This is a genomic window from Flavobacterium sp. 9R (genome assembly GCF_902506345.1).
In the GTDB taxonomy this organism is placed as follows: Bacteria; Bacteroidota; Bacteroidia; order Flavobacteriales; family Flavobacteriaceae; genus Flavobacterium.
Map to the genome: position 1 here is coordinate 166,049 of NZ_LR733413.1, position 26,314 is coordinate 192,362.

Annotated in this window: 22 protein-coding genes and 1 pseudogene; 9 read left to right on the plus strand and 14 right to left on the minus strand. The window is 33.7% G+C overall.

Annotated elements, in window-relative coordinates; all coding sequences use genetic code 11:
• The first annotated feature begins 34 nt into the window (after window positions 1–34).
• Window positions 35–2,446 carry a carboxypeptidase-like regulatory domain-containing protein gene (locus FLAVO9AF_RS00800; protein WP_159682511.1) on the plus strand — a complete coding sequence of 804 codons (2,412 nt, stop codon included), beginning with the start codon at window positions 35–37 and terminating at the stop codon, window positions 2,444–2,446.
• A 93-nt stretch (window positions 2,447–2,539) separates the two neighbouring features.
• On the plus strand, window positions 2,540–3,262 hold the full coding sequence (locus FLAVO9AF_RS00805) for a hypothetical protein (RefSeq protein ID WP_159682515.1): 723 nt from the start codon (window positions 2,540–2,542) through the stop codon (window positions 3,260–3,262).
• On the opposite strand, the gene FLAVO9AF_RS00810 is transcribed toward FLAVO9AF_RS00805, so the two are convergent.
• The 5 genes from FLAVO9AF_RS00810 to FLAVO9AF_RS00830 all read right to left on the minus strand — a co-directional run bounded on the left by FLAVO9AF_RS00810 (window position 3,263) and on the right by FLAVO9AF_RS00830 (window position 9,271).
• Window positions 3,263–3,964 carry a hypothetical protein gene (locus FLAVO9AF_RS00810; protein WP_159682519.1) on the minus strand — a complete coding sequence of 234 codons (702 nt, stop codon included), beginning with the start codon at window positions 3,962–3,964 and terminating at the stop codon, window positions 3,263–3,265.
• Window positions 3,965–4,018: 54 nt separating this feature from the next.
• A complete protein-coding gene (locus FLAVO9AF_RS00815; RefSeq protein WP_159682532.1) occupies window positions 4,019–5,866 on the minus strand; it encodes an ABC transporter ATP-binding protein in 1,848 nt (615 codons plus the stop codon).
• Between the two features lie 77 nt (window positions 5,867–5,943).
• A complete protein-coding gene (locus FLAVO9AF_RS00820; protein WP_159682536.1) occupies window positions 5,944–7,671 on the minus strand; it encodes a phospho-sugar mutase in 1,728 nt (575 codons plus the stop codon).
• A gap of 55 nt (window positions 7,672–7,726) precedes the next feature.
• Complete coding sequence (locus FLAVO9AF_RS00825; protein WP_159682541.1) at window positions 7,727–8,683, minus strand: glycosyltransferase family 2 protein; 957 nt, start codon at window positions 8,681–8,683, stop codon at window positions 7,727–7,729.
• A gap of 9 nt (window positions 8,684–8,692) precedes the next feature.
• Window positions 8,693–9,271, minus strand: a complete 579-nt coding sequence (locus FLAVO9AF_RS00830; RefSeq protein WP_236552254.1) for a DUF4199 domain-containing protein — start codon at window positions 9,269–9,271, stop codon at window positions 8,693–8,695.
• Between the two features lie 198 nt (window positions 9,272–9,469).
• Between FLAVO9AF_RS00830 and FLAVO9AF_RS00835 the strand changes: the two genes are divergently transcribed.
• The 3 genes from FLAVO9AF_RS00835 (at window position 9,470) to FLAVO9AF_RS00845 (ending at window position 12,861) form a co-directional block, all read left to right on the plus strand.
• Window positions 9,470–9,721: a type B 50S ribosomal protein L31 gene (locus FLAVO9AF_RS00835; protein ID WP_159682559.1), complete on the plus strand. Its 252-nt coding sequence runs from the start codon at window positions 9,470–9,472 to the stop codon at window positions 9,719–9,721.
• A gap of 151 nt (window positions 9,722–9,872) precedes the next feature.
• Window positions 9,873–11,048 (plus strand): GlmU family protein, encoded by a 1,176-nt coding sequence (locus tag FLAVO9AF_RS00840; protein WP_159682563.1) that lies wholly within the window; start codon window positions 9,873–9,875, stop codon window positions 11,046–11,048.
• 175 nt (window positions 11,049–11,223) lie between these two features.
• Window positions 11,224–12,861, plus strand: a complete 1,638-nt coding sequence (locus FLAVO9AF_RS00845) for an ABC-F family ATP-binding cassette domain-containing protein (RefSeq protein WP_159682576.1) — start codon at window positions 11,224–11,226, stop codon at window positions 12,859–12,861.
• 55 nt (window positions 12,862–12,916) lie between these two features.
• Here the strand turns inward: FLAVO9AF_RS00845 and FLAVO9AF_RS00850 are convergent, their stop codons facing one another.
• From FLAVO9AF_RS00850 to FLAVO9AF_RS00865, 4 genes and pseudogenes are all read right to left on the minus strand, one after another.
• Window positions 12,917–14,011 (minus strand): ABC transporter permease, encoded by a 1,095-nt coding sequence (locus FLAVO9AF_RS00850; protein ID WP_370516437.1) that lies wholly within the window; start codon window positions 14,009–14,011, stop codon window positions 12,917–12,919.
• Window positions 14,012–14,079: 68 nt separating this feature from the next.
• The gene (locus FLAVO9AF_RS00855; protein ID WP_159682581.1) at window positions 14,080–15,033 is read right to left on the minus strand and encodes an HlyD family secretion protein; all 954 of its coding nucleotides are present in this window, start codon (window positions 15,031–15,033) and stop codon (window positions 14,080–14,082) included.
• A gap of 58 nt (window positions 15,034–15,091) precedes the next feature.
• Entirely contained in the window at window positions 15,092–16,477 is a 1,386-nt protein-coding gene (locus tag FLAVO9AF_RS00860) for a TolC family protein (protein WP_159682583.1), read from the minus strand.
• 111 nt (window positions 16,478–16,588) lie between these two features.
• Window positions 16,589–17,419, minus strand: a pseudogene (locus FLAVO9AF_RS00865) (DUF5692 family protein).
• A gap of 430 nt (window positions 17,420–17,849) precedes the next feature.
• Between FLAVO9AF_RS00865 and FLAVO9AF_RS00875 the strand changes: the two are divergent.
• On the plus strand, window positions 17,850–18,971 hold the full coding sequence (locus tag FLAVO9AF_RS00875) for a hypothetical protein (RefSeq protein WP_159682592.1): 1,122 nt from the start codon (window positions 17,850–17,852) through the stop codon (window positions 18,969–18,971).
• Between the two features lie 37 nt (window positions 18,972–19,008).
• Here the strand turns inward: FLAVO9AF_RS00875 and FLAVO9AF_RS00880 are convergent, their stop codons facing one another.
• On the minus strand, window positions 19,009–19,293 hold the full coding sequence (locus FLAVO9AF_RS00880) for a GNAT family N-acetyltransferase (protein ID WP_159682595.1): 285 nt from the start codon (window positions 19,291–19,293) through the stop codon (window positions 19,009–19,011).
• Window positions 19,294–19,533: 240 nt separating this feature from the next.
• Between FLAVO9AF_RS00880 and FLAVO9AF_RS00885 the strand changes: the two genes are divergently transcribed.
• Window positions 19,534–20,208, plus strand: coding sequence for an alpha/beta fold hydrolase (locus FLAVO9AF_RS00885; RefSeq protein ID WP_159682598.1), 675 nt, complete (start codon window positions 19,534–19,536; stop codon window positions 20,206–20,208).
• A gap of 39 nt (window positions 20,209–20,247) precedes the next feature.
• On the opposite strand, the gene FLAVO9AF_RS00890 is transcribed toward FLAVO9AF_RS00885, so the two are convergent.
• The gene (locus FLAVO9AF_RS00890; RefSeq protein ID WP_159682600.1) at window positions 20,248–20,763 is read right to left on the minus strand and encodes a DUF2892 domain-containing protein; all 516 of its coding nucleotides are present in this window, start codon (window positions 20,761–20,763) and stop codon (window positions 20,248–20,250) included.
• A gap of 168 nt (window positions 20,764–20,931) precedes the next feature.
• Here FLAVO9AF_RS00890 and rpmH point away from each other — a divergent pair, with 168 nt between their 5' ends.
• Complete coding sequence (rpmH, locus tag FLAVO9AF_RS00895) at window positions 20,932–21,093, plus strand: 50S ribosomal protein L34 (protein ID WP_008464848.1); 162 nt, start codon at window positions 20,932–20,934, stop codon at window positions 21,091–21,093.
• Window positions 21,094–21,216: 123 nt separating this feature from the next.
• The gene (gene carB / locus FLAVO9AF_RS00900) at window positions 21,217–24,069 is read left to right on the plus strand and encodes a carbamoyl-phosphate synthase large subunit (protein WP_159682615.1); all 2,853 of its coding nucleotides are present in this window, start codon (window positions 21,217–21,219) and stop codon (window positions 24,067–24,069) included.
• Window positions 24,070–24,172: 103 nt separating this feature from the next.
• Here carB and FLAVO9AF_RS00905 read toward each other — a convergent pair whose 3' ends face one another.
• The 3 genes from FLAVO9AF_RS00905 to FLAVO9AF_RS00915 are packed head-to-tail and all read right to left on the minus strand — an operon-like array spanning window position 24,173 to window position 26,310.
• A complete protein-coding gene (locus FLAVO9AF_RS00905) occupies window positions 24,173–25,018 on the minus strand; it encodes a sulfurtransferase (protein ID WP_159682618.1) in 846 nt (281 codons plus the stop codon).
• A gap of 10 nt (window positions 25,019–25,028) precedes the next feature.
• Window positions 25,029–25,682 (minus strand): hypothetical protein, encoded by a 654-nt coding sequence (locus tag FLAVO9AF_RS00910; protein ID WP_159682623.1) that lies wholly within the window; start codon window positions 25,680–25,682, stop codon window positions 25,029–25,031.
• Window positions 25,672–26,310, minus strand: a complete 639-nt coding sequence (locus FLAVO9AF_RS00915) for a CatB-related O-acetyltransferase (protein WP_159682626.1) — start codon at window positions 26,308–26,310, stop codon at window positions 25,672–25,674. The genes FLAVO9AF_RS00910 and FLAVO9AF_RS00915 overlap by 11 nt, the downstream gene beginning before the upstream one ends.
• Between the last annotated feature and the right edge of the window lie 4 nt (window positions 26,311–26,314).

Sequence of the window (26,314 nt, forward strand, 5' to 3'; positions counted from 1 at the left end):
CTTTTTTTTCACCCTTATTTTTATCGGGTCACCTATGTTTTCTCAAAAAGGGAAACTGCAAGGTTTTATTTTAGACGATAAAAAAAATCCTGTCAATGATGTAAATATAACTATTCAAGGACTGACTTCACAAACCAATGCTAAAGGATTTTATTCGATAGCAATTCCATCAAATGAAAAAGTAGCGGTAGTTTTTAGTCATATCTCATTTAAAAAAGCCACATTAATTTTGATGGTAACTCCAAACGAAGTGGTTGATTTCAATTTGGTCTTAAGTGAAAAAGAAGAGCAAATGGGGGAGGTATTTGTAAATGCCAACAACAAAAAAAGCGTCCAAGGGATTTTGACCATTGAGCCAGCAACACTAAAGAATATTCCTGGAGCCAATCCTGGAATAGAAAATGTTTTGAAATCTCTGGCAGGCGTAAATTCTAATAATGAATTAAGTTCTCAATACGCTGTTCGTGGAGGAAATTATGATGAAAATTTAGTGTATGTTAACGAAGTGGAAGTCTACCGTCCTTTTTTGATTCGGTCAGGTCAGCAAGAAGGTTTGAGTTTTACGAATACTGATTTGATTCAAAATGTGGATTTCTCTGCAGGTGGTTTTCAAAGTAAATATGGAGATAAGTTATCTTCTGTTTTGGATATAACCTATCGAAAGCCTACACAATTTGGGGCAACCGTTGAAGCTAGTTTTTTAGGTGGAAGCGCCTCTTTGGATTTGGTTTCAAAAGACAAGCGATGGACAGCAATTACGGGTGTTCGTTATAGAAATAATAGTTTATTGGTCAACAGTCAAGAAACGCAAACCAACTATACTCCATCATTTGTTGATGTACAAACAGCAATCAATTTCCAAGCTTCTTCAAAATGGCAATGGAGTTTTTTAGGAAATATTTCTCAAAATAAGTACAATTATGAGCCTTTAACGCGTCAAACTAATTTTGGTACGATAGATAATCCTCAAGCGTTATTGATTTTTTACGAAGGACAAGAACGTGATCAGTACCAAACATTTTTTGGGGCAATAAAAACTACTTTTAAGGCTTCGGATGTATCAACTTATAAATTTGTTGGAGCTGTTTTTCATACTTTAGAAAAAGAGCATTTTGATATTTTGGCCGAATATCGTTTAGCAGAAATAGATACCAATATTGGTTCTGAAACCTTGGGAGATGTTTCGTTTTCAAGAGGAATTGGTTCACAATTGAATCACGCTCGTAATGATTTGGATGCCTTAATTGCTAATGCTGAATTTAAAGGTATTCATGATTGGAAAAACAATCTTGTTGAGTGGGGAGTAAAATACACTCGAGAATCTATACGAGACAGAATTAGTGAATGGGAAGTAATTGATTCTGCGGGTTTTACACTAAATCCTCCGCGTTTTTTGCCTAAAAAAGATGAACCCTATACAATTTATAACGGACCTTTGGCGCCTTACCAAGATGTGAGAGCAATAAACTTTAACACTATTAATCGTTTTTCGGGCTATTTGCAATGGAGTCGTAAGGCCAATTTAGGGACTAGTTTGGTTTGGTATAATTTGGGAGTTAGAATGCACAGTTGGCAAGTTTTAGGAGGTGCTGTTTCTGATGATCAGCAATTTACATTTAGCCCAAGAGCTCAGTTTACCATTAAACCCAATACTAAGGCAAATCTTCTGTTTCGATTGTCTGGAGGAATGTATCATCAACCGCCATCTTACAGAGAACTTCGTGATAGTGAAGGGGTAGTTCAACCAAATGTTAAGGCACAACAATCGGTACATTTGGTTCTTGGGAACGATTATAGTTTTAATTTGTGGAGCAGACCTTTTAAATTGGTTACAGAACTTTATTATAAATCATTGTCCGATGTCAATACCTATACTATCGACAATGTTAGGATTCGTTATCAAGCTAATAATGATGCAAAAGCATATGCGCAAGGAATTGATGTGAGATGGAATGGCGAATTTGTTCCGGGTACTGAATCTTGGATAAGCTTTGGCTATCTAAAAACCGAAGAAAATAGTAATGGAAAAGGTTTTATCGCTCGACCAACAGATCAACGATTAAAGTTTGCAATGCTGTTTCAAGATTATATGCCGAATATTCCGAGTGTCAAATTGTATCTCAATTTGGTATACAACACAGGTTTGCCTGGTGGTTCTCCATCATATGCAGATCCCTATTTGTATCAAAGCCGACTTAGAGATTACCGTAGAGCCGACGTTGGCTTTTCAAAACTTCTAGTTGATAGAAGTAATTCTAGACAATATGGTAAGTGGGCCAATAGTTTTCAAGAATTGGCTATTGGAGTTGAAGTATTTAATATCTTTAATAATCAAAATGCTATTACCAACACTTGGGTACGTGATGTGTATACCAAAAATCAATATGGGATACCTAATTATATGACGACTAGAGTTTTTAACATCAAGTTGAATGCACGTTTTTAACTACTTTAGGCTTACTATTTACACCCAATTTAAAAACATTAACTATTAGAGTTTAGTAGAATTGTTTACTTTTGAAAATAAATTACAATTAGGATGAATAAAAAATTGATTATTGGAAGTTTGTTTTTTGTTCTTTTGATAGTTAGCTGTCAAAAAGAAGTAGAAAAACCCAAAGTGATATATGACAGTTCGTCAAAAAACACAATGGCACCAAAGCTAGATTCTTCAAAAGTTGAAATTGCCGATTTACCAGTTGTAATGGAGGGGACAGACTATTTGATTCATCCGATAGGAGATTTACGTATTTATGAAAGAGGTACTAAGTCTAAATATGGTTCTTCAGCTGTAAACGATGTTAGCTTTACTATTAGCAATGTAGCGCAATATGAGATAACAGGTTTTTTGCAGAATTTAAAGTTTCAAAAGATTGATTCGGATTCAATTCGTCCGTTGACAGATAAGCCTATTTTGATTGAAACTGCGACTTATTTAAAAACAGTTTCAGATCGTATCAAAAAGCAAATTTTGGTCTATACAATGGTTGATGCGGATACCAATAGAGATGGTAAGTTAGATACTAATGATATTAATACGTTGTATTTGAGTACCATTAGTGGAGAGAAGTTTACAAAAGTTGCAACTGATTTAGAAGAATTAATTGATTGGAATTTGATAGAAGCTTCTAATCGTTTGTATTTCAGGACTATTGAGGACACTAATAAAAACGGACAGTTTGATCAAAAAGACGTACTACATTATAACTATATTGATTTGAATAAAAACGATTGGAAAGTTATTCGTTATTCTCCAATATAGTTATATCAAAATGTCACTTTCTAAATCGGACTTTTCGATAGAAATATCAAATCCCAATTTTGCTACTAATTGAATAACTAAATTCTTATACCAATTCTCTGATTTTGGATGAATGTATATCTTTTCAATTAATAGATTAACATCTACATTAATTTTTAGGCCATCATTCAGTTTTAAGTTGTTTTGAGTTACATCACTTATAATTCGTACTTCTCTTTCATACTGAAAACTTTTTCTTTTGTATAAAAAAGGGAAAAATAAATCATCAAAAGGGATGTATTCTTTTTTGTAGTCAATATAATTTACCTCACCAATATATTGCTGAAAATGCTCTTCAGGCTGCAATGCTTTTTGCAATCTTCCTATTGTTGATTGTATCGCTAATCCTTCACTGTTTTGGGTGAAAATTTGCCACATCGCAAAGGATTCGTATTCGTTAATATGCCAGCTACTAATTGCTACTTTCTCACGATGCGTTTTGTAGTAATTTAAAAAGTCAGGATTGTCAATCGATAGTTTTCTGATTTCCTCAAAAGTAGGTTCGCTAAAAGTACCTTCGTATTGGTCTTCAAATTTGTCAGACCTAGACATGAACAATTTTTTAGATAATAATAAATCTAAAAATTTAGACAAGTCTAGGTATTTCCAGACAATAGTTTCAGGGTCTTCAGGTAATTTTATATTGGGGTTGTCTAAATACATTTGTGAAATTTAAAAAAGAGTAAAATCTAGTTTAAAGATACGAATCATTTCAGACTATTCAAGGGATTGCATGGTTACTAATTTGTTATAAGTTCCTTCAAGAGCAATCAATTCTTCGTGAGTACCTTGCTCAACTATTTTTCCTTTTTTCATTACTACAATGACATCTGCTTTTTGAATAGTAGAAAGGCGATGCGCAATAACAATAGAGGTTCTGTTCTGCATCATGTTTTCTAAGGCAACCTGAACAAATTTTTCGCTTTCTGTGTCCAGTGCAGATGTGGCTTCGTCTAGTATCATAATTGGCGGATTTTTGAGTACCGCTCTGGCGATAGATAAACGTTGCTTTTGTCCTCCAGATAATTTATTTCCGCTATCACCGATATTGGTATGAATTCCATTAGGAAGGTCCTTTACAAATTCATAGGCATTGGCAATTTTAAGGGCTTCAATGATTTCTTCATCGGTTGCGTTGGGATTGCCAAGAGCAATATTGGCCTTGATAGAATCATTAAATAAAATACTGTCTTGTGTTACTAATCCGATTAAGCCTCTTAGCGAGTGTAAGTCGATGTCTTTTATGTTATTATCATCTATTTGAATGAGGCCCTCATTTACGTCATAGAAGCGAGTCAATAGGTTAGCGATGGTACTTTTTCCGCTACCAGATTGCCCAACAAGAGCAACTGTTTGACCTTTTTTTACTTCTAAAGAAAAATCTTTTAGGACATTTTCATCTTCATATTTGAAGTTGATGTTTTTGATAGCGATACTGCTTTCAAATGTATGTTTTTTAATAGCATTATCTTTTGAAGTGATTTCGTTTTCAACTTCTAAAACGTCAAAAACTCTTTGCGCTGCTGCCAATCCACCTTTTACTTGATACGATGCTTTTGAGATTGCTTTAGCTGGGGTTAGAATGTTGTATGCTAGTCCCATATATGCTAAGAATTTTGCTCCATCTAATAAGGCTTTTCCATTAGGAAGTTTGTCTGTTAAAACCATTTGGCCTCCAAACCAAAGTAAAACACATATTGTAATGATACCTAGAAATTCACTCAAAGGAGTTGCTAGATTATTTTTCTTTCCGATGCTGTTGGATAAGTTTAAAATACGAGAAACAGAGTTGTTGAATTTGTCTTGAAAACTTTGCTCAGCATTATAGCTTTTAACTACTTTAAGACCAGATAGTGATTCTTCGACTATAGAAATCAGATATCCGTTTTCTGCTTGTACTCTTTCAGATTTTGTTCTCAATGACTTTCCTATTTTCGAAATCATAATACCGGCAACAGGAATGAAAATAAATACAAAAAGTGTTAACTTAAAGCTAATAGAAATCATTGCAATCAATGTGAAAATGATTGTCATTGGTTCTTTTACAATAAGTTCTAAGATAGAGAAGAAGGAATTTTGAACCTCGTTTACATCACCAAGCATTCTTGCCATTATATCTCCTTTTCTTTTCTCAGAATAGTAGGATACTGGCAAATTTATGATTTTTACGTACATAGCATTCCTTAGGTCTTTTAGAACGCCATTCTTTAAATGCAATAAATGATTTGAAGCAAGGAAGTTAAATAGATTTTTGAATAAAAAAGTAACAATTACAATTCCAATAACCAAGATAAGGGCAAACTGTGGTCCGTTTTGTTCAGATAGCAAAGTGATATAGTAATACAGGTATTCCTTTCCGAATTTTGTAATTTCATATATAGAAGTGTAAACGGGTTTTTGTGTTATTTTTTCAGAAGTGTCAAATAACACATTCATCATTGGTATTAAGGCAATGAACGATAAGGTGCTGAACAATGCGTATAGGATATTAAAAATTACATTCCATACAACATGCGAACGATATGGGGTTGTAAAAGGAATTATTTTTTTGAAATTGTCGTCCATCGGAATAAGTTTTAGGCATCAAGACCCGATTAGGACTACGTCTTATCGGGTCTGTCAGAAAAATAGGTGTATTTGTATTAGTTCAATTGCATTGCAGCAATGATATTTTTTATTTTTTGATTTAGAATGTTTTCTACGGCATCAAAGTCAGAAGCTTTTTCTAAATCGGCATTTACACTGATGTAAAATTTAATTTTAGGTTCGGTTCCGCTTGGTCTTGCACAGATTTTAGAACCATCTTCTGTATAGTAAATAAGTACATTAGATTTTGGAATGTCCATAGTCAATTCTTCGCCAGACAACAAATTTTTGGCAATTGAAGATTGGTAATCTTCTACCATAATTACACGTTGTCCGTTGATTTCTTTTAAAGGATTTTCACGAAGATCAATCATCATTTGATTAATAGCCTGTAAACCATCCATTCCTTTTTTGGTTAGCGAAACTAAATGTTCTTTGAAAAACCCATGATCAACATAAAGGTTGATTAACTCTTTGTAAACGGAGCTACCGCTTGCTTTTGCTTGTGCAGCAACTTCACAGATTAGTAGCGTAGCAGCAACGGCATCTTTGTCTCTTACGGCATCTCCAACCATAAATCCAAAGCTTTCTTCTCCACCACCAATGAATTGTAGTTCAGGGAAATCTTTAATCATTTTGGCAATCCATTTGAATCCTGTCAAACCTACTTTGCATTCCACACCGTAGGCTGTAGCAAGTTCCATCATCATTGGAGTAGAAACTATAGTAGAGCCTACAAATTGTTTACCGTTAATTTTTCCAGCTTGTTTCCATTTTTCTAATAAGAATGCGGTCATCAAAATCATCGTTTGATTTCCGTTTAGCAAGACCATTTTTCCATCGTTATCTCGCACTGCAACACCAAGACGATCACAATCAGGATCTGTGCCTACTACGATATCTGCATTTGTTTTATCAGCTAATGCTAACGCCATTGTTAGTGCTTCTGGTTCTTCTGGATTTGGTGATTTTACGGTTGGGAAATCGCCATTTGGTACAGCTTGTTCCTCTACAATATGTACATTTGGGTATCCTGCTTTAGAAAGCGTTTCAGGAATAACTGTTATAGAAGTTCCGTGTAAAGAGGTGAAAACAATGTTTAAATTCTCTTTGGCAGTTGCTGGAGTATTAAAACTTGCATTTTCTATAGACGATTGAATGAATGCTTGATCAATTTCTGTATCGATAAAATGAATTAAGTCTTCGTTAGCCGTGAAATTAATTTCATCATATTTCAGATTCTCAATCACATTGATGATTTCTCCGTCTTGAGGAGGAACGATTTGTCCGCCATCTTGCCAATATACTTTGTATCCATTGTATTCTGGAGGATTGTGAGACGCAGTTAGTACAATTCCACAATGACAGTTCAAGTGTTTTAAGGCAAAAGACAATTCTGGTGTAGGACGTAAATCTGAAAAAAGGAACACTTCGATTCCGTTGGCAGAAAATACATCTGCTACAACTTTTGCTAACGTTTTACTATTGTGACGACAGTCAAAGGCAATGGCTGCTTTTATTTGTTCACCAGGAAAAACGCTTTTCAAGTAATTGGATAAACCTTGGGTGCTTTTTCCTAAAGTATATTTATTAATTCGGTTGTCACCAACTCCCATAACACCTCGCATTCCTCCAGTTCCAAACTCTAAATTCTTATAAAAACTTTCTTCCAAGTCCTTTGGAGCTGTTGTCATTAATTCTCTTACAGCGTCTTGTGTAGCTGAGTCAAATGTTGGAGTAAGCCATACATTTAATGCGTCTAGGATATTTTGAGGAATGTACATTTTATATTGATTTTATATGAAACAATAAATTTATTTTAGACTTAATGGGATAAAATTATAAATTGATTTGATTCGCAATTTTATATCGCGCTTCATTGTTTTTTGTCCTTAGTATAATCTCGCCAAGGAAGCCAGCAAGAAACAATTGTGTGCCTAAAACCATTGTTGTTAGGGCAATATAAAACCAAGGATTATTGGTGACCAAAGTGTATTTCATATCGTTATACATATGATACAATTTGGAGATTCCGATGTAAGCTGCAGCTATAAAGCCGATAATAAACATTAAAGAGCCTATTGCGCCAAAAAGATGCATAGGTCTTTTGCCAAAACGAGATAAAAACCAGATAGTAATCAAATCCAAAAAGCCATTAATGAAACGGTCCATTCCAAATTTGGTTTCTCCGTATTTTCTAGCTTGATGTTGTACAACTTTTTCTCCAATTTTTCCAAAACCAGCATTTTTAGCCAAAACTGGAATATATCGGTGCATTTCGCCAGAAACTTCAATGTTCTTGACTACTACATTTTTATAGGCTTTTAATCCGCAGTTGAAATCATTTAGTTCAACACCTGATGTTTTTCTAGCAGCCCAATTGAATAATTTGGAAGGTAGATTTTTGGCCACAACCGAGTCATAGCGTTTCTTTTTCCAACCCGAAACCAAGTCATATTTTTGTTCGGTAATCATGTTGTATAATCCTGGAATTTCGTCAGGACTATCTTGTAAATCGGCATCCATAGTGATGATTACGTCACCTTTGGCTTGAGCAAATCCAGCATGTAGCGCTTGTGATTTACCGAAGTTTTTCATAAAACGAATCCCTTTTACGTTGGGATTTGTAGTAGCAAAATTTTCAATAATGGTCCAAGAATTGTCGGTACTTCCGTCGTCCAAGAAAAGGATTTCATAGGAGTAGTTATTGGATTGCATCACTTTTAGAATCCAAGTGTACAATTCTTGTAAGGATTCCTCTTCGTTAAGAAGTGGTATTAGGATAGTTAAATTCATTTAATTGTTTTATTCTTGAGAAGATCTTCTAGTTTTGAAAAAGGCTGCCATAATAAGACCAAATATGCAACTGATAAGTAGATTGAAAAAATAACCTTTCAATTGTGAGTCTATATCAAATTGACTATTTTCTTTCATTCCCTTTATTGTTTCGTTAATTGCAGACGCAGGAGTATTGAATTTTTGCATCATCGAAACAGTATATTTTATAGTAAGTTCGTTCAACGTTTCTTTTGCGGAAGGATCAATAAAATTCCATAATACAATATTAAATAGTGTAGAAATCAAAAGACCAATTGCAGCATAAATGAAATAAGTTGTAAATGCATCCTTAAACGAAAAATCGGACTGTATTTCTTTTTTTGTTTTTGATAATAGTATAATGGATAACGTTAGTGAAATTGAAATAATTACAAGAGTAATCCACCATTTAAGGAATAAATTTAAATCTATTGCATATATGATTGAAATAATCATACATGAAACAATTCCATTAATTACTCCAAAAGTAATCCCATTTTTTTTTATAATTTCATTGATCATATAGGTTCGGTTTTTAATTAATCCACAAATATAAGAATTCTCCAATTTAAAGTGAGGTAAAAAATGTTTTTTAGCCAAACACAAAAAAAAAGCAACAATGGTTTGTATATCTAAAAATAAGTGTAAATTTGCACACTCAAAAATAATAGTGTAAATAAAAAGTTATAAGATGTTTATACCTTTTCATTCAGAAGAAAAGCTGCAAAACAAATTATAATTGAACCAATAAAAAAAAGATTTAAGATGAAAAAAGGTATTCACCCAGAAAATTACAGATTAGTTGCTTTTAAAGACATGTCAAATGAAGATGTGTTTATTACTAAATCTACAGCTGAAACAAAAGAAACAATTATTCACGAAGGTGTTGAATATCCAGTAGTGAAAATGGAGATTTCTAGAACTTCTCACCCTTTTTACACAGGTAAATCTAAACTTATCGATACTGCAGGACGTATTGATAAATTCAAAACTAAATACGCAAAACACGTTAAATAATTTTAACTCGTTTTTAAATACAATGAAGCCTTTCTTTTTAGAAAGGCTTTTTTTGTTTGGCTTTGTTTGGATAGAATTTATACCATAAAATGATTTAACTTTGTGCGTGATAACCAAATCGAAAAAGAAACAATAGCCAAATCAATTTTTTATGAATTACATTCTTTTTGACGGTCCCGCTCGAAATGCTTTGTTGCCGTTTACCTTTACCCGACCCGTTGCAGATATTCTGGTGGGTATTATGACCATTCGTCAAAAATGGGAATTGCATCTGGGGTCGACAACTACTACTTTAACCGAAGAATATTTGTCTGATAAATACCCAATGGTGGAATTAGAAGGCAATGTTATGATTAACGCCTCTTTTTTGCCTAATGCAATTTTGGCAGAATTGGTAAGTAACTTAGAACCCAACCAAGCCATTTTCAAGAAAGACGAAATCATTGCTTTTTATACTTCTGAAAATCAAGAGGAAGTTGATTTTGATACTTATGAAATCATTGAATATAATAACGATTGTATAACCATTGAAAATACCTGGGACATTTTTTCTAAAAATGATGTCGCAATAAGAGAAGATTTTGAGTTTATAACACAAGACAGACAATCTCAACCAATTCCCAAGAGTGTAAACGTAATTGCACCCGAAAATGTATTTATTGAAGAAGGTGCCAAATTAGAATACGTAACCTTAAATGCCTCCTCAGGTCCTATTTATATTGGTAGAGATACCGAGATTATGGAAGGTTCTGTGATTCGTGGTCCATTTGCACTATGCGATAATGCACAAGTGAAAATGGCTTCAAAAATTTATGGAGCAACTACTGTTGGTCCTTATTCTAGAGTAGGTGGAGAGGTTAAAAATGTAGTGATTTTTGCATATTCCAATAAAGGACACGATGGTTTTTTAGGAGACTCTGTATTAGGGGAATGGTGTAACATTGGAGCGGATAGCAACAATTCTAATCTTAAAAATAACTATGAAGAAGTTCGTTTGTGGAGCTATCAAACGGAAGGTTTTGCCAAAACAGGGCTTCAGTTTTGTGGTTTAATGATGGGCGACCATAGTAAGTGTGGTATCAATACTATGTTTAATACCGGAACTGTAGTAGGAGTTAGTGCCAATATTTTTGGCAGTGGTTTTCCTAGAAATTTTGTTCCAAGTTTCTCTTGGGGAGGAGCTTCTGGATTTACTACTTATCTAACAAAAAAAGCTTTCGAAACAGCACGTTTGGTAATGGCTCGAAGAAATATTGTTTTTGACGAAAAAGAAGCAGCAATTTTAGAGCACGTTTTTGAAGTTACTAAAAAATATCGCAAAGAATAGTTGGTAATTCAGCTATTTATAGAAAATGCCTCTTCCGTTTTGGAGAGGCATTTTTTATTGCACTTAATCTTGTTACCAATTGCGCAATTCTTTATTTAAACTATCTTTGCACCTTCAAAAATTTGGCGTTCGAAATCATCTGATTTTTAACCTCTAACCTTTTATTTTTAAATTAATGATTACAGTAAACGATATTGCCGTTGAATTTGGTGGCACAACTCTTTTTAGCGAAGTTACATTTGCTATCAATGAAACTGATAAAATTGCCCTTATGGGTAAAAATGGAGCGGGAAAATCTACTTTGTTGAAAATCGTTGCAGGTGCAAACAAACCCACTCGCGGTGTTATTTCGGCTCCAAGTGATGCGGTGGTAGCTTATTTGCCACAGCATTTATTGACGGAGGATAATTGTACCGTTATGGAAGAAACATCCAAAGCTTTTGCGGGTGTTTTGAATATGAAAAAAGAAATTGACGAAATCAATGAGCAATTAACGATTCGCACGGATTATGAAAGTGATGAGTATATGAAGTTGATTGAAAGAGTTTCAGAATTATCGGAGAAGTATTATTCTATTGAAGAGGTTAATTATGAAGCTGAAGTTGAAAAAATATTAAAAGGTTTAGGTTTTGAAAGAGAAGATTTCAATCGTCCAACGAAAGAGTTTTCTGGTGGTTGGAGAATGCGAATTGAATTGGCCAAAATCCTTTTAACAAAACCTGATTTGATTCTACTCGATGAGCCAACCAATCACTTGGATATGGATAGTATAGAATGGTTAGAAGACTTTTTGATCAATCAAGCCAAAGCCGTTATGGTAATTTCTCACGATAGAGCTTTTGTAGATAATATTACAAATAGAACTATTGAAGTGACAATGGGAAGAATTTATGACTACAAAGCCAAATATTCTCACTATTTAGAGTTGCGAAAAGACAGACGCGTTCATCAGCAAAAAGCGTACGATGAGCAACAAAAATTTATTGCAGATAATCAAGCATTCATTGAGCGTTTTCGTGGTACTTTTTCTAAAACCGATGCCGTGCAATCTCGTGTAAGAATGTTGGAAAAAATTGTTCCTATCGAAGTGGATGAAATTGACACCTCGGCTTTGCGATTGAAATTCCCACCGTCGGTTCGTTCGGGACAATATCCAGTTATTGTTAAAGATTTGGAAAAATCGTATGGTGACAAATTGATTTTTAAAGATGCTAATTTAGTAATTGAGCGCGGTCAAAAAGTGGCTTTTGTGGGTAAAAATGGTGAAGGTAAATCAACCATGATTAAAGCCATTATGAAAGAAATTGAAATTAATGGAGGTTCTGTAGAAGTTGGACACAATGCTCAAATTGGTTATTTTGCCCAAAATCAAGCCGCAATGTTAGATGAAAACGCTACCATATTCGAAACTATTGATAGAATTGCAGTGGGTGATGTTCGAACTCAAATAAAAAATATTCTTGGCGCGTTTATGTTTCAAGGTGATGATATTCAAAAGAAAGTAAAAGTGCTTTCGGGTGGAGAAAAAACGCGTTTGGCAATGATTAAGTTATTGTTAGAACCTGTGAATCTTTTGATTTTGGATGAGCCTTCCAATCACTTGGATATGAAAACCAAAGATATTATTAAAGATGCGTTGCGTGATTTTGATGGTACTTTAATTCTAGTTTCGCACGATAGAGATTTCCTTGACGGATTGGCAACAAAAGTTTTTGAGTTTGGAAACAAACGTGTAGTAGAACATTTTGAAGATATCAAAGGTTTCCTTGCTCATAAGAAAATGGACAGTATGCGAGAAATCGAAAAGAAATAGTTTTTTTCTTTACATAACAAAAAAGGCAAGTGGTTTATTCACTTGCCTTTTTTGTTTATAATTCGGTTTTTAAAACTTCTTTACGTTTAAAATACAAAGCGATAAAAGCCATTATGGCACAAACCAAGCCTATTATTATCATGCTTTTGATAGAGGTATAAGTTTGTCCTAGGGTTCCATTTTCGATTATTAAGATGCGGAATGCATTTAAGAAATGTGTGAGTGGGATTACATTAGCGATTCCTTGAATCCATCCCGGCATTTGACTCAAAGGCCAGCTAAAGCCACTCAAAATAAAACTTGGAGTTGCAATAACCATTAAGATTTCTGTTGCTTTTAGTTGACTTGGAATTAAAATACTGACTAATATTCCAATAAATGATACGGATAAAACAAAGACACCTGCCACAAAAGTGAGTTCCCATAAATTTTCATAAAAGGATATTTTGAAGTAAAAAGTGAACATCCAATACAATAACCAAACGCCAAAACTCATAATTAAATAAGGAATGATTTTAATACTTATCATTTTAATGATGGAAGGGCATTGGTCCACCAGTATACGGAAGGTGCCATTTTCAAATTCTGAAGCAAAAGATAGTGCTAATGCTAAAAGCATTACTTGTTGCAAAACAGCTGATAGTACTCCAGGCCACAAATAATAAAGATAATTACTACTTCTATTGAATTTTTTAATAAAAGTTGTTTTAAAGGGTTCGTATTGTGATGCTAATAGTTTTTCTGGAACACCTTGTTTTCTTAAAGTTTCGAATTGCACTCCAACTTTTAAAGTACCTAAGCAAACTTGAATGGCATTTGATGAAAAGTTAGCTGTTAATATATTGGCCGTATTAACAATTGTGACAATCTCAGGATAGCGTTTTGTAAGTACATCTTTTTGAAAATCTTTAGGAATGATTACGATACAATTTGCACCATAATCAATTGCGATTTTTGTAAGATTGTTTTTGTCGTACAATACCGTTTTAATGGTCAAAACTTCGTCATCATTAAACATTTCGATGGCTTTGGCACTCATTTCTGATTGATCTAAATCTACTACAAGAATAGGTAAATCCGTGGCTTTTCCTTTGCTATATACATAACCTAATAATATTGCGTATAACAAAGGAGCACCTATAAAGAGCATGCGTAATATTTTATTTTGCCAAAAGAGTTGGAATTCTCTTTTTATTAAATTGAAGAAATTTCGCATATTTATAAAGCTAAAGTTACAGTAGTTTTTGTAATTAAGTCCTTAGTTTCTTTATAGTCTAATGGAGAAACTCTTATTTCATACAAGCTTTCTTGTAGTTCATAATCAGGATAAGCAGTAGCTATATTGCCATAAGCTCCAAGTTGCTTTATTAATGATATTTTTCCATTTATTTTTTTATTAGAGTTAGGGATAGTTACCGTAATCTCTTGCCCTTTTTTGAATCCTTTAAGTTGGCTTTCTTGCAGTGTAAATCTGAAATAGGTGCTGTTATTTATGTAGCCGTTAAAAAGAGTGTATCCTGGTAAAGCTAACTCTCCCAAATTTAAAGTTATGGTTTCGATACTCATATCTTGAGGAGCAATTACAAATCGTTCTTTATTGGCAGTTTCTACTTCCTGTAAGGCTCCATAAGCTCTCTCTTGTTGTCCTAAAGCCATCGTTTGTTGTTCTATTCTGGCTCCTTTTTTTGCGTCATCTAATTCCGCTAAAACTGCATTATATTGTGCTTGTGCTCCTTGGTATTTTGCGAAAGTTTCGTCAAACATTTGTTGTGATACAAGCGAGTCTTTAAGCATATTGCTTAATCGTTTAAGAGACTTCTGCGCAAATTCATATTGCTCCTTTAATCCAGATTTTTTTGCCTCAAGTTGTTTTATCTGGTTGTCTGTAGCTCCTTTTAATGCCATTAAATATTGTGCTTTAGCACTTACAACAGCACCTTCGGCTTGGCTTTTCTTTGCATCCACTTCAGGAATATCTAAAATCGCTAAAGTGTCTCCTTTGTTGACAAAGTCACCTTCTTTTACTAGTATTTGTACAATTTTACCTGGAACTTTACTGACTATTGCAATTTGTTCGTTTTCAACTTTACCTTGCATCAGACTGCTATTTTCAGCTTTTTTACAGCTAAAAATCAATGTAATTAAAGAAAGGAATACAATCGTTTTTTTCATGATAGTCTTTTTTTTTTTTGATTTATCAGTGGCAGAATTATTAGCCAATAAATAAAAATTATTTTTTAAGTTTTGAAGATAGTTCACCTGTAGCGATGATTGTTTCGATAACAGATAAACGTTGCTCTATGATAGCATTTACTTTTAAAACAGCATTTTTAAAGAGATCATTTTCTGCTTCTAATCGCTCTGAAATTGAAATTAAACCTTCTTTATATTGTTTTACTGCTAGATTTAAATTGTTGTTTGCAATCTTTTCTTGCTGTGAAGTAATTGCAATTTTTTGATTTAAAACAGTATAGTTGATATAATTGTTTTCTAATAACAATTCTAATTTTTCTTTAGTGTCATCAATTTGATTTTGAACTTGTTCAATATTTATTTTTGCCTCATGTATTTTGTGTTCTCTTTCAAATCCTGCAAAAATTTCCCATTTTAGACCAGCTCCAATAATCCAATTATTACTAATTGTAAGTTCGTTTAATCCTAGGTACAAAGCCTCGTTAATTCCTGTAATAACTTGAGTTGTTGCACGAGCATCAAACAAACTCGAATAGGCAACGCCTCCAAAAGCTGCGAGAGTAGGTAAGTATGTTCCCTTTTCTTTTTTCAACAGAAATTCATAGGCGGTTTTGAATGATTCTAGAGCCTTTATTTCTTGTTTGTTTTCAGTGGTTAATTTTTCATTGCTGAGTAAGTAAGGTTCCAAATTGTAGACTACCTGATCTATTTCTGCATTGCTATAACCTGTCAAGTAGTTCAATTTTTTGTAAACAAGTTGTCGCTTTCCATTCAACTCTATTCGTTTTGATTCCAATTCTAATGAAGCTAGTTTTATTTTGTCGCGATCATAAGGAATTGCTAGTCCTTGTTCTACTGCTTTAGTGACCCGTTTTGTTTCTATGTTTAACCTACTGTTGCTGTCGTTCAAAAGTTTTTCGATAGATCGTAAAAGCGATAATTGGTCAAAAGTTGTGATAACTTCTTTTATTATACCATCTTTTTCTGAATCTTTTAAAAATGCCGTCCCAATTGCTTTTTCTTTAACGGCCTTTGCAGCATTTGGAATTTGGAATCCGCTGAACAAAACTGTTTTAGCCATCACACTACCATTAAACAAATTGCCATAATTTTTAAATGATGTTTTGCCGTCAAAAACTGGATAGTTTATTATTGGAATTTGTGTAGCTGGTAAATCTACTGTGAGTTTATTATCAAAATAAGAATACAAGGCTGTGGCCTCCACAGTTGGAATATATTTATTCCAAATTCCTTTTTCTTGCAACGTAAGTTTTTCAATTTCAAGCTCTTTGTTTTTTAAGGAACTACTTTTAATTAATGCTTTATTGATGGCCTCCTCTAGGCTAGATGAAACAGCAATTTGTGAAAAAGCAGTTGTTATTGCAAAACAAAACGCAACAAGAAAAAATATTTTTTTGTTCATACGAATTTATTTAATGCGTTATGTTAAAATCAGATAGCTAAATTTAAGAAAAAAAAAGAATACTCGTTTTGAATATTCTTTTTTTATTTTATTCAATCTTTTCATTGTCAATTAGTTCACGTGTACTTCTTGACCCCAACCAAAACGCTTTTCTTTGAACATTTTTGAAAAATGAATCCATGCAAAAGCAGCATTGGCTCCAAAACTAATGATACCTACTATTAACATTAAAGTTTCATTATGATCTGGCATTATGTATGTATTTGGATTGTCTACATAGTAGTTGAATGTAAATAGATACATCATCCATGCGCTCAGGGTTATAGCACGCGCTTGTAGCCAACTTCCTTTTGTGATAAACAAAGCTGGTACCGTGCACGAAAATAAAACTGCAACATTGTAGAAGGTGTGTTGTGGTACACAAAAATAGATGTAGGCAAAATTCCAAATATCATAAGCGATGATCCAAAACACTAGCATGTCAGGCCAAATCATATCCTGCGATTTGTCTTTTGTTACGTTAATTCCTACCCATCCAGAAATGGTTATAATGGAAAGAATACCAGCAATACCGTTAAGATAATGCCAAATGCCACCATTCTCTCCACCAAGTTCAAAATCTCTTAGGACCGCTTCAAGGATGTTAACTCCTAATATCAATGCGGGCAAAAAAAGAACATTTTTATTCTTTGCTCCAGATTTAGAGTATCGTATATAAGCGAAAATTAAAACTCCAGCGATTGCTGATTATACTTTAGCCCAATGGAACCATGTATTGATCGTTGCGTCTGGATGATCACCTGAGGTGGGCCAAACAGTAAAAGTTAATACGCCAGCCAAGCCTACAAAAACAATAATTGAAAGCCATTTTGATCTCCGAAACACTTCGTTAAGAATTAATAAGCCAATAAAAATTGATAACACATGAATGATTTTTTCCATTTTTATTTCTATTTAATTTATTGATAATCATAAAATTATGCAAATATTTTGATGAAACAGACAAACAAGTGTTAAAATTATTTTTATATTTTTAATGATTTATATTTTCTTTTGAAAATACTGTTTTAGATGGTATCGAAATATATCAACATTTGGTAATATTTATTTTTGTTTGAAAAATCAGTAATGAGGTTCAGTTTATAAGATTGATATTTTATTGTTTTTGAAAGAAGTATGACTAATTTTTATACAAGTTTTTTTGTCAATGGGAGTAGTTGTTCGAATTTGTTTTTTTTGTTCAATAAAGCAAGTAATGTGATTATAAAATAATCATAAGGTTTAGTGTTTTGAGGTAAAATTATTTTTTTGAGTTAAACCAATGCTGCTTTTTAGTATCTTAGTTTTATAAATGTTTAATAAATACATATTTATGAAAAGTTTTAAAATTTATTTCTTGCTAATTTTTGTTGCATTTTTTAACGCAACAGCATTCGCTCAATCCAATGACGAACCAGAGGCATTGGGGCTTCCTGGAGATAATTTGAATTTGTATGCCGTTTTAGATGTTTTTCAAAAATCAAAAACATTAGAGGATTTTGAGAAAGCGATTAATGATGAAGAAGGGAAAATCAATAATCTTGATTTGAACAACGATAATACTATTGATTATATTCAAGTAGTGAGTGAGAAAAAAGGAGATTCTTTTTTTGTGGTTTTACAAGTAGCTGTCAGTTCATCTGAAAAACAAGATGTAGCAGTTGTTGAGGTAACCAAAGATAAAAAAGGACAGGTGTTAGTTCAAATCATTGGTGATGAAGAATTATACGGTAAAGACTATATTGTTGAACCTGCAGAAGTGGCCAAAGTTTCGGGTACTCCAAATCCAGGCTATAAGGGCGAAGGAACGGTTATTATTAACAATAATACGACCAACAATTATAATACGAATAGCGGAACAACGGTTAGTGCTTGGCCAGTAGTAATTTATATGTTTTCTCCATTATTTATTCCTTGGCATTCTCCGTGGTATTGGGGGTATTATCCACCTTACTGGAGACCTTGGCGCCCAGTTTATTATCACAGTTATTGGGGCTATCATAGTCATTATTATGGGAATCATTATTATCATAGAACGGTAATTGTTCGTAATCCTGGTCACAGAGTGTATTACTCTAATCGAAGAACTACTTCGGTTGTGGTAAGAAATAACAGGGTAAATGGAAATTATAGAGCGACTTATGATGGAAGAACATATAGAAAACCTGCTTCTCCATCAGTTAGGCCATCAACGAATCGTCCTACTACACGACCAACAACGCGACCTACGAACTCTAATAACAATATGAGTCGTCCAGCAACTAGGCCGTCTATGCCTTCTGGTAATGGGGCTAAGCCTGCGACAAGACCGTCTGTAAATCCAAGGCCTTCAACTCCTAGTACAAGACCAAGCGCTCCAGTGACACGTCCAAGTGCTCCAACATCAAGGCCAGCTACTAGACCAGCCACTAGACCTGCTTCGGGAAATATGTCAAACAGAGGAAGTAGAAATTAGAATAATTATAAAGAGCTACCTGAAAAGGTAGCTTTTTTTATAGGCGGATACCTGGAGGTAGAAGCTCTTTATAGGAAGGATTTTTTTTAAAGAAAAGAACTATTTTAGGTAAGATTGGGACGGCTTTAAGATTGCGTTCGCTTATATTATCCAGGATTGCTTTGAAAAATTGCTGAATTGTTTCTTCATCAGAAAATGAATCGGGCGCATTGAATTTTGTCAAAAAGATTTTTTTTTCTTGAAAAGAATATTCAAAGATTAAAAGCCCTTCGGGAACAATGGTTTCAAATTGTCTTGCAAAAATATTGTCTTTAATTTCCATTGTTTGGGTTGTTTTTCAGAAATTTGGATTAACTATGGGATTATTCTTTTGTGGTTTCAGAATAATAAATGCAAAGGTAATAAATTGATAATCAATAAATAGTGAATAGGTGATGTTTCTTGAGGTTCTTTTTTTGTTTTTAAAGAAATGAAACTGAAGAAAGTTGATTATTATTTTTCAAGGATAGTTTGTCTTTGTCATTTTAAAACTAAATTTAGCTTGTATTAGATTTGAAATATAATGAGTAAAATTCCAGTTTATTTTATGCCAGGTTTGGCTGCTAGTTCTACTATTTTTGAGAGAATAGACTTGCCTAAGGAGGAATTTGAAGTCATTTTATTAGAATGGGAAATTCCATTGGGCAACGAAACACTTTCTGAGTATGCTAAGCGAATGAGTAATAAGGTTATTCATAAAAACCCAGTGCTCATCGGGGTTTCTTTTGGGGGTATTTTGGTTCAAGAAATGGCAGCTTTTTTGAATCCATTTCGGGTTATAATAATTTCGAGTGTCAAAACAAATTTGGAATTCCCGAGACGAATGAAAGTTGCCAAAACTACCAAAGCCTACAAATTGATTCCTACGAGTTTGATTTTGAATGTAGAGAATTTAGCTAAATTTTCTTTTGGTGAAAAAATAAAAAGCCGACTCAAATTGTATGAAAAATTCCTTTCGGTAAGGGATATTAATTATTTGGATTGGGCTATAGAACAGGTGATTCTTTGGGAACGAACAGAGGTTGATGCAAAAGTGATTCACGTTCACGGGGATGAAGATGATGTGTTCCCTATAAAATATATTTCAAATGCAATTGTAGTAACTGGCGGAAATCACGCGATGATTTTGTTTAGATTCCGATGGTTGAATGAACATTTGCCTGAATTGATACGAAATGGTATAAAAAAAGGCGACTAACTTATGAGTTAATCGCCTTTAGTTTTTATTTAAAATGTATTAGATCTTTTTCATTTGATCTTTCATCATTGTAATTTGTTCTTTCAACATATTTTGTTTGTCTAGCTTTTTTGCTTCATTCAATAAGTTAGTGGCTTCAAGTTTTCTTCTTCTAGAAAGAGCAATTCCAGCTAGGTTTAATTTGGCTACTGCCAAATCCATATCCATAGAAAGTCCTAATTCAATCGCTTTTTTGAAGAACTTTTCAGCTTGGTTGATATTGGTTTGTGAAACCATAATCCCGTGAAGGTAATTAAAGTATCCTTGTTGTTTTTTTACTAATGCTGTTTCAGGATTTTTGATATACGCTAACCATTTTTGAGCGCCAGGAAAATCTTGTTTTCTTAATTTTAAGAAGGCTAGTAAAATAAATTCATTTTTATAATAAAGAAAAATAGGGAAGGCGCTAAGGAATAATAGAAAAATTCCGTTTCCAATATTTGATTCTGTAAATTGCCAAATTCCTGCAATGATGATTAATGCAGCTAAGATAAGTTTGATATTTCTGTGAAACATAATAGGTGTTAAATTTAGATTGCAAAGATAGTAAAAGGAATTAAAAATATTTTTATAAAACTACTTGCTAGAAAAAAAAGTCTTTGTATATTTGCACTCGGTTTTGGAATAAGGGTTAGTCCAAAAGAAATAAAGATACATAAACAAGATTTTTAAAGATACAAAGCAATGAGCAAAAGAACATTTCAACCATCGAAAAGAAAAAGAAGAAATAAACACGGATTTATGGACAGAATGGCGTCTGCGAATGGAAGAAAAGTTCTAGCGCGTAGAAGAGCTAAAGGAAGACATAAATTGACTGTTTCTAGCGAACCTAGACACAAAAAATAATGTTTTCATAAACATCATAAAGGCGTTACTTATTGTTAGTATCGCCTTTTTTTATACCCAAACGCGACTTGCGTAGATTAGTTTCCTCGGAATAAGTACAATAACAACACAATCCCATACAAAATGCCAAAAGACACATCGATAAAATCCGTTTTAATAATAGGTTCAGGACCTATTGTAATTGGTCAAGCTTGCGAATTTGATTATGCAGGTTCGCAATCGGCACGCTCTATTCGTGAAGAAGGAATAGAAGTTATTCTTATCAATTCGAATCCAGCTACAATTATGACGGATCCTTCTATGGCGGATCACGTTTATCTAAAACCTTTAACTACAAAATCTATTATTGAAATTCTTAAAGCGCATCCACAAATTGATGCTGTTTTACCTACAATGGGTGGGCAAACAGCTTTGAATTTATGTTTGGAGGCTGATGAAAAAGGAATTTGGGATGATTTTGGGGTAAAAATGATTGGTGTTGATGTAAATGCAATCAACATCACCGAAGATAGAGAGCAGTTCAAGCAATTGCTCCAAAAGATCAATGTTCCTACGGCTCCTGCTAAAACAGCAACTTCTTTTCTTGAAGGCAAAGAAATTGCTCAAGAGTTTGGTTTTCCGTTAGTAATTCGTCCTTCGTTTACTTTAGGAGGGACAGGAGCTGCTTTTGTGCATACTAAAGAAGAATTTGATGAAAAACTAACCTATGGTTTGGAAATGTCACCAATTCACGAAGTATTGATTGATAAAGCGCTATTAGGTTGGAAAGAATATGAGTTGGAGCTTTTAAGAGATAAAAATGACAACGTAGTAATCATTTGTTCAATCGAGAATATGGATCCTATGGGAATCCACACTGGAGACTCGATTACAGTAGCTCCAGCGATGACTTTATCGGATACGACTTTCCAAAAAATGCGTGATATGGCGATCTTAATGATGCGTTCTATCGGAAATTTTGCTGGAGGTTGTAACGTACAGTTTGCGGTTTCTCCTGATGAAAAAGAAGATATCGTTGCTATCGAAATCAACCCTCGTGTATCTCGTTCTTCTGCTTTGGCTTCTAAAGCTACAGGATATCCAATTGCTAAAATTGCTTCGAAATTGGCTTTGGGCTACAACTTAGATGAACTACAAAACCAAATTACAAAATCTACATCAGCTTTATTTGAGCCAACTTTAGATTATGTAATTGTGAAAATTCCTCGTTGGAATTTTGATAAATTCGAAGGTTCTGATAGAACGTTAGGACTTCAAATGAAATCTGTAGGTGAGGTGATGGGAATTGGACGTTCGTTTCAAGAAGCATTACACAAAGCCACACAGTCATTAGAAATCAAACGTAATGGATTAGGTGCTGACGGAAAAGGGTATACGAATTACGAGCAAATTATTGAAAAACTAACGTTTGCTAGTTGGGATCGTGTTTTTGTAATTTATGATGCTATTGCAATGGGAATTCCGTTGAGTCGTATTCACGAAATTACCAAAATCGATATGTGGTTCTTAAAACAATACGAAGAACTTTATATCTTGGAAAAAGAAATTTCTAACTATAAAGTAGATACTTTATCGAGAGAATTGCTACTTGAAGCGAAGCAAAAAGGCTTTGCAGACAGACAAATTGCCCATATGATGGGTTGCTTAGAGAGTCAAGTACACGAGTTGAGAGAAAAGATGAACATCAATCGTGTGTTCAAATTGGTTGATACTTGTGCGGCTGAGTTTAAAGCACAAACACCATATTACTATTCTACTTTTGAGGCCGAAATAGAAAAAGCCAATGGAGAGCGTTATGTTGATAACGAAAGTATAGTTACAGATAAAAAGAAGATTGTTGTTCTTGGATCAGGACCAAACCGAATTGGTCAAGGAATTGAGTTTGATTACTCTTGTGTACACGGTGTTTTAGCAGCCAAAGAGTGTGGTTACGAAACCATTATGATCAATTGTAATCCAGAAACGGTTTCTACCGATTTTGATACTGCGGATAAATTGTATTTTGAACCTGTTTTCTGGGAACATATTTATGATATCATCAAACACGAAAAACCAGAAGGTGTTATCGTGCAGTTAGGAGGGCAAACAGCTTTGAAATTAGCTGAAAAACTTTCTAAATATGGTATAAAAATCATTGGAACTAGTTTTGAAGCTTTGGATTTAGCAGAAGATAGAGGACGTTTCTCTGATCTTTTGACCGAATTAGAAATTCCTTTCCCTCAGTTTGGAATTGCAGAGACTGCTGATGAAGCTTCGGCTTTAGCAGATAAATTAGATTTCCCATTGTTGATTCGTCCATCTTATGTATTGGGTGGTCAAGGAATGAAAATTGTAATCAACAAACAAGAGTTAGAAGAACACGTAATCAACTTGTTGAAGTCTATTCCAGGTAATAAATTACTCTTAGACCATTACCTAGCAGGAGCTATTGAAGCTGAGGCTGATGCGATTTGCGATGGTGAAAATGTGTACATCATCGGAATTATGGAACACATTGAGCCTTGTGGAGTTCACTCTGGTGATAGTAATGCTACTTTGCCTCCTTTTAATTTAGGGGAATTCGTAATGCAACAAATTAAAGACCATACTAAGAAAATTGCCTTGGCATTGAAAACGGTAGGATTAATCAATATTCAGTTTGCGATAAAAGATGATATGGTTTACATTATCGAAGCGAATCCTAGAGCTTCTAGAACGGTACCGTTTATTGCAAAAGCTTACGGTGAACCTTACGTGAATTACGCTACTAAGGTGATGCTTGGAGTAAATAAAGTGACTGATTTTGATTTCAATCCACAGTTAAAAGGCTATGCTATCAAACAACCAGTTTTCTCATTTAGTAAGTTCAAAAATGTAAACAAAGCTTTAGGGCCAGAAATGAAATCTACTGGTGAGAGCATTTTGTTTATTGATGACTTGAAAGACGACCAATTCTATGAATTGTATTCTAGAAGAAAAATGTACTTGAGTAAATAAACTCAAACTAATTGATAGAAAAAGCCCCTTTTTGGGGCTTTTTTTCGTATCTGATAATTACTATAGAGGGTTTTGTTTTTGTTTCAAATGAAATACCCAGCTTTTATTTGTTCGTAGCTGTTGGTTTGTTATTTCGGCTCCATTCACTCCAAGAGCCTACATACAATTTGGGTATAGTAAAACCAGCAGAATACATTGTTAGTAAAGTATGGCAGGCTGTAATTCCTGACCCACAATGAACAATGGTATTCTCTGTTGAAGATTCTTTGAGGATGGCATTGTATTTTTCTTTTACTACTTCTGGAGCTAAAAATAAACCATTCTCATCTAGGTTTTCAGTAAAAGGAAAATTGATGGCTCCCGGAATATGACCTGCAATTAAGTCAATGGGTTCGCTTTCTCCGTTATAGCGAAAAGCTTCTCTAACATCGATTACGGTATGTGAAGGAAGCTTGGCTACTTTTTCGACTTCATCAATCGAAACCAAAGGCCATTGCCAGGTTGTACAAGGATATTTTTCTGTTTTTGCTATAGAAACGGGTTCTGAATTTACAGGGAAACCTGTTTTTTCTGCTGCTTGAATTCCGCCATTAAGGACTTGTACTTTTTCGTGACCAATAGCACGTAGCATCCACCAAAAACGAGCGGCGGCATTAGCTCCATTTTTATCGTCATAAATTACCACCCAAGTTTGAGGAGTTATTCCTAAATCACCTAAAGTTTTTGAAAAATCTTCAATGCTAGGCAATGGGTGTCTTCCTCCAATTACAACATCAGTTTCGATAGTGGCCAATTGTGTGTTAGCATCTGCAAAAATGGCTCCTTCCAAATGTTTGTTTTCGTAATTAAGTCTAGTGTTTGGACCATTACTAGCATCAACCAATAGGATGTTTTCGGTTTTGTAAATAGTTAGTAGCTCTGTGGCATTTATAATTGGGGATACTGACATATTAAATTTTTTAGTTGGTTTCAAAAGATTTTTTCAAACTATAATATAATAACATTCCTGTAATTTCATTGGTGTAGTTTATGGAGGCACTAAACAAATGATTATTTATGAAAGTGTTATAGATTTCTTGTGTTAATACAAGCCTTTCATTTTTAGCATTGTAGAGCCTAATCGTTATTTTGTAGAATTGACGAGGTCCTAACTTTAGATTTGAAGCTTTTATTTCGGATTTGAGTTCTTTTATTTTAGTATAGGTATTGGTTAATAATTGCACCGAAAAATCCTTGTGTTCTTCTAAAGTTACTTTTTTATCTCCTTTAAGCGATTCGTAACTTGAACTGAAATAGTTGTATTTATTTCTTTCAAAACCAATCAAAATAAGAGGTTTGGAATGGACAACTGTGCCTTCTGGAGTATTGTTTTTGATAAAAACATACCCTTTGTTTTGAAGTTCTTCTGTTGTTTTTAGTTCGGTTACTTTAAATCCTTTGGGTATGGCAATTTTCCAATCAAATAGATTACAGATGAATACGTTGTTCTCTATTTTTCCATTGGTGACTTCTTCTATAATTAGTTCTTCTGGGTCAATATTTATTACTTTTTCTTGTGCGTAAAAAAAAGTAGTAAAACAGAGAAAAAATAATAGAAGGAGGCTATTCTTCATTTGCAATAGCTTTCAAATTAATAATAGCATCGCCTGTAAGATTAGCGACATGTTTGGTAATTTTTTCGATATCCCAATCCCACCACTTAAGTTCTAAAAGTGTTTCAATTTGTTCATCTGAGAATCTTTTTTTAATCACTTTTGATGGGTTGCCTCCCATTATCGAGTATGGTGGAACATCTTTGGTTACTGTTGTATTGGCGGCAATTATGGCACCGTCACCAATTGTTATTCCTGGTAAAATTGTTACATTGTAACCTATCCAAACATCATTGCCAACTATTGTATTTCCTTTGTTCGGATATGTTTTGTCTTTCATAGCATTTTGCCAATCGTGTCCAAAGATTGCAAAGGGATACGAACTAATGCTTTGGGTTAAATGGTTCGCTCCGTTCATAATAAACGTCACGTCAGAGGCAATCATACAAAACTTACCAATAATCAATTGATCTCCTATAAAATCAAAATGATATTTTACATTTTTTTCAAAATTAGCCACATCTTCAAAATCATCATAATAGGTGTAATCTCCAACGATAATGTTGGGATTGGTGATTATGTTTTTTAAAAAGCATAATCTTGTGTAGTTTTCGAGTGGAAATTTTTGATCTTTATCAGGATATTGCATGTTG

What these genes read in the sequence shown, in the direction of transcription:
- FLAVO9AF_RS00800 (WP_159682511.1), top strand. Translation starts at nt 35, where the DNA reads ATGTTTTCTCAAAAAGGGAAACTGCAAGGTTTTATTTTAGACGATAAA.
- FLAVO9AF_RS00805 (WP_159682515.1), top strand. Translation starts at nt 2,540, where the DNA reads ATGAATAAAAAATTGATTATTGGAAGTTTGTTTTTTGTTCTTTTGATA.
- FLAVO9AF_RS00810 (WP_159682519.1), bottom strand. Translation starts at nt 3,964, where the DNA reads ATGTATTTAGACAACCCCAATATAAAATTACCTGAAGACCCTGAAACT.
- FLAVO9AF_RS00815 (WP_159682532.1), bottom strand. Translation starts at nt 5,866, where the DNA reads ATGGACGACAATTTCAAAAAAATAATTCCTTTTACAACCCCATATCGT.
- FLAVO9AF_RS00820 (WP_159682536.1), bottom strand. Translation starts at nt 7,671, where the DNA reads ATGTACATTCCTCAAAATATCCTAGACGCATTAAATGTATGGCTTACT.
- FLAVO9AF_RS00825 (WP_159682541.1), bottom strand. Translation starts at nt 8,683, where the DNA reads ATGAATTTAACTATCCTAATACCACTTCTTAACGAAGAGGAATCCTTA.
- FLAVO9AF_RS00835 (WP_159682559.1), top strand. Translation starts at nt 9,470, where the DNA reads ATGAAAAAAGGTATTCACCCAGAAAATTACAGATTAGTTGCTTTTAAA.
- FLAVO9AF_RS00840 (WP_159682563.1), top strand. Translation starts at nt 9,873, where the DNA reads ATGAATTACATTCTTTTTGACGGTCCCGCTCGAAATGCTTTGTTGCCG.
- FLAVO9AF_RS00845 (WP_159682576.1), top strand. Translation starts at nt 11,224, where the DNA reads ATGATTACAGTAAACGATATTGCCGTTGAATTTGGTGGCACAACTCTT.
- FLAVO9AF_RS00850 (WP_370516437.1), bottom strand. Translation starts at nt 14,011, where the DNA reads ATGCTCTTTATAGGTGCTCCTTTGTTATACGCAATATTATTAGGTTAT.
- FLAVO9AF_RS00855 (WP_159682581.1), bottom strand. Translation starts at nt 15,033, where the DNA reads ATGAAAAAAACGATTGTATTCCTTTCTTTAATTACATTGATTTTTAGC.
- FLAVO9AF_RS00860 (WP_159682583.1), bottom strand. Translation starts at nt 16,477, where the DNA reads ATGAACAAAAAAATATTTTTTCTTGTTGCGTTTTGTTTTGCAATAACA.
- FLAVO9AF_RS00875 (WP_159682592.1), top strand. Translation starts at nt 17,850, where the DNA reads ATGAAAAGTTTTAAAATTTATTTCTTGCTAATTTTTGTTGCATTTTTT.
- FLAVO9AF_RS00880 (WP_159682595.1), bottom strand. Translation starts at nt 19,293, where the DNA reads ATGGAAATTAAAGACAATATTTTTGCAAGACAATTTGAAACCATTGTT.
- FLAVO9AF_RS00885 (WP_159682598.1), top strand. Translation starts at nt 19,534, where the DNA reads ATGAGTAAAATTCCAGTTTATTTTATGCCAGGTTTGGCTGCTAGTTCT.
- FLAVO9AF_RS00890 (WP_159682600.1), bottom strand. Translation starts at nt 20,763, where the DNA reads ATGTTTCACAGAAATATCAAACTTATCTTAGCTGCATTAATCATCATT.
- rpmH (WP_008464848.1), top strand. Translation starts at nt 20,932, where the DNA reads ATGAGCAAAAGAACATTTCAACCATCGAAAAGAAAAAGAAGAAATAAA.
- carB (WP_159682615.1), top strand. Translation starts at nt 21,217, where the DNA reads ATGCCAAAAGACACATCGATAAAATCCGTTTTAATAATAGGTTCAGGA.
- FLAVO9AF_RS00905 (WP_159682618.1), bottom strand. Translation starts at nt 25,018, where the DNA reads ATGTCAGTATCCCCAATTATAAATGCCACAGAGCTACTAACTATTTAC.
- FLAVO9AF_RS00910 (WP_159682623.1), bottom strand. Translation starts at nt 25,682, where the DNA reads ATGAAGAATAGCCTCCTTCTATTATTTTTTCTCTGTTTTACTACTTTT.
- FLAVO9AF_RS00915 (WP_159682626.1), bottom strand. Translation starts at nt 26,310, where the DNA reads ATGCAATATCCTGATAAAGATCAAAAATTTCCACTCGAAAACTACACA.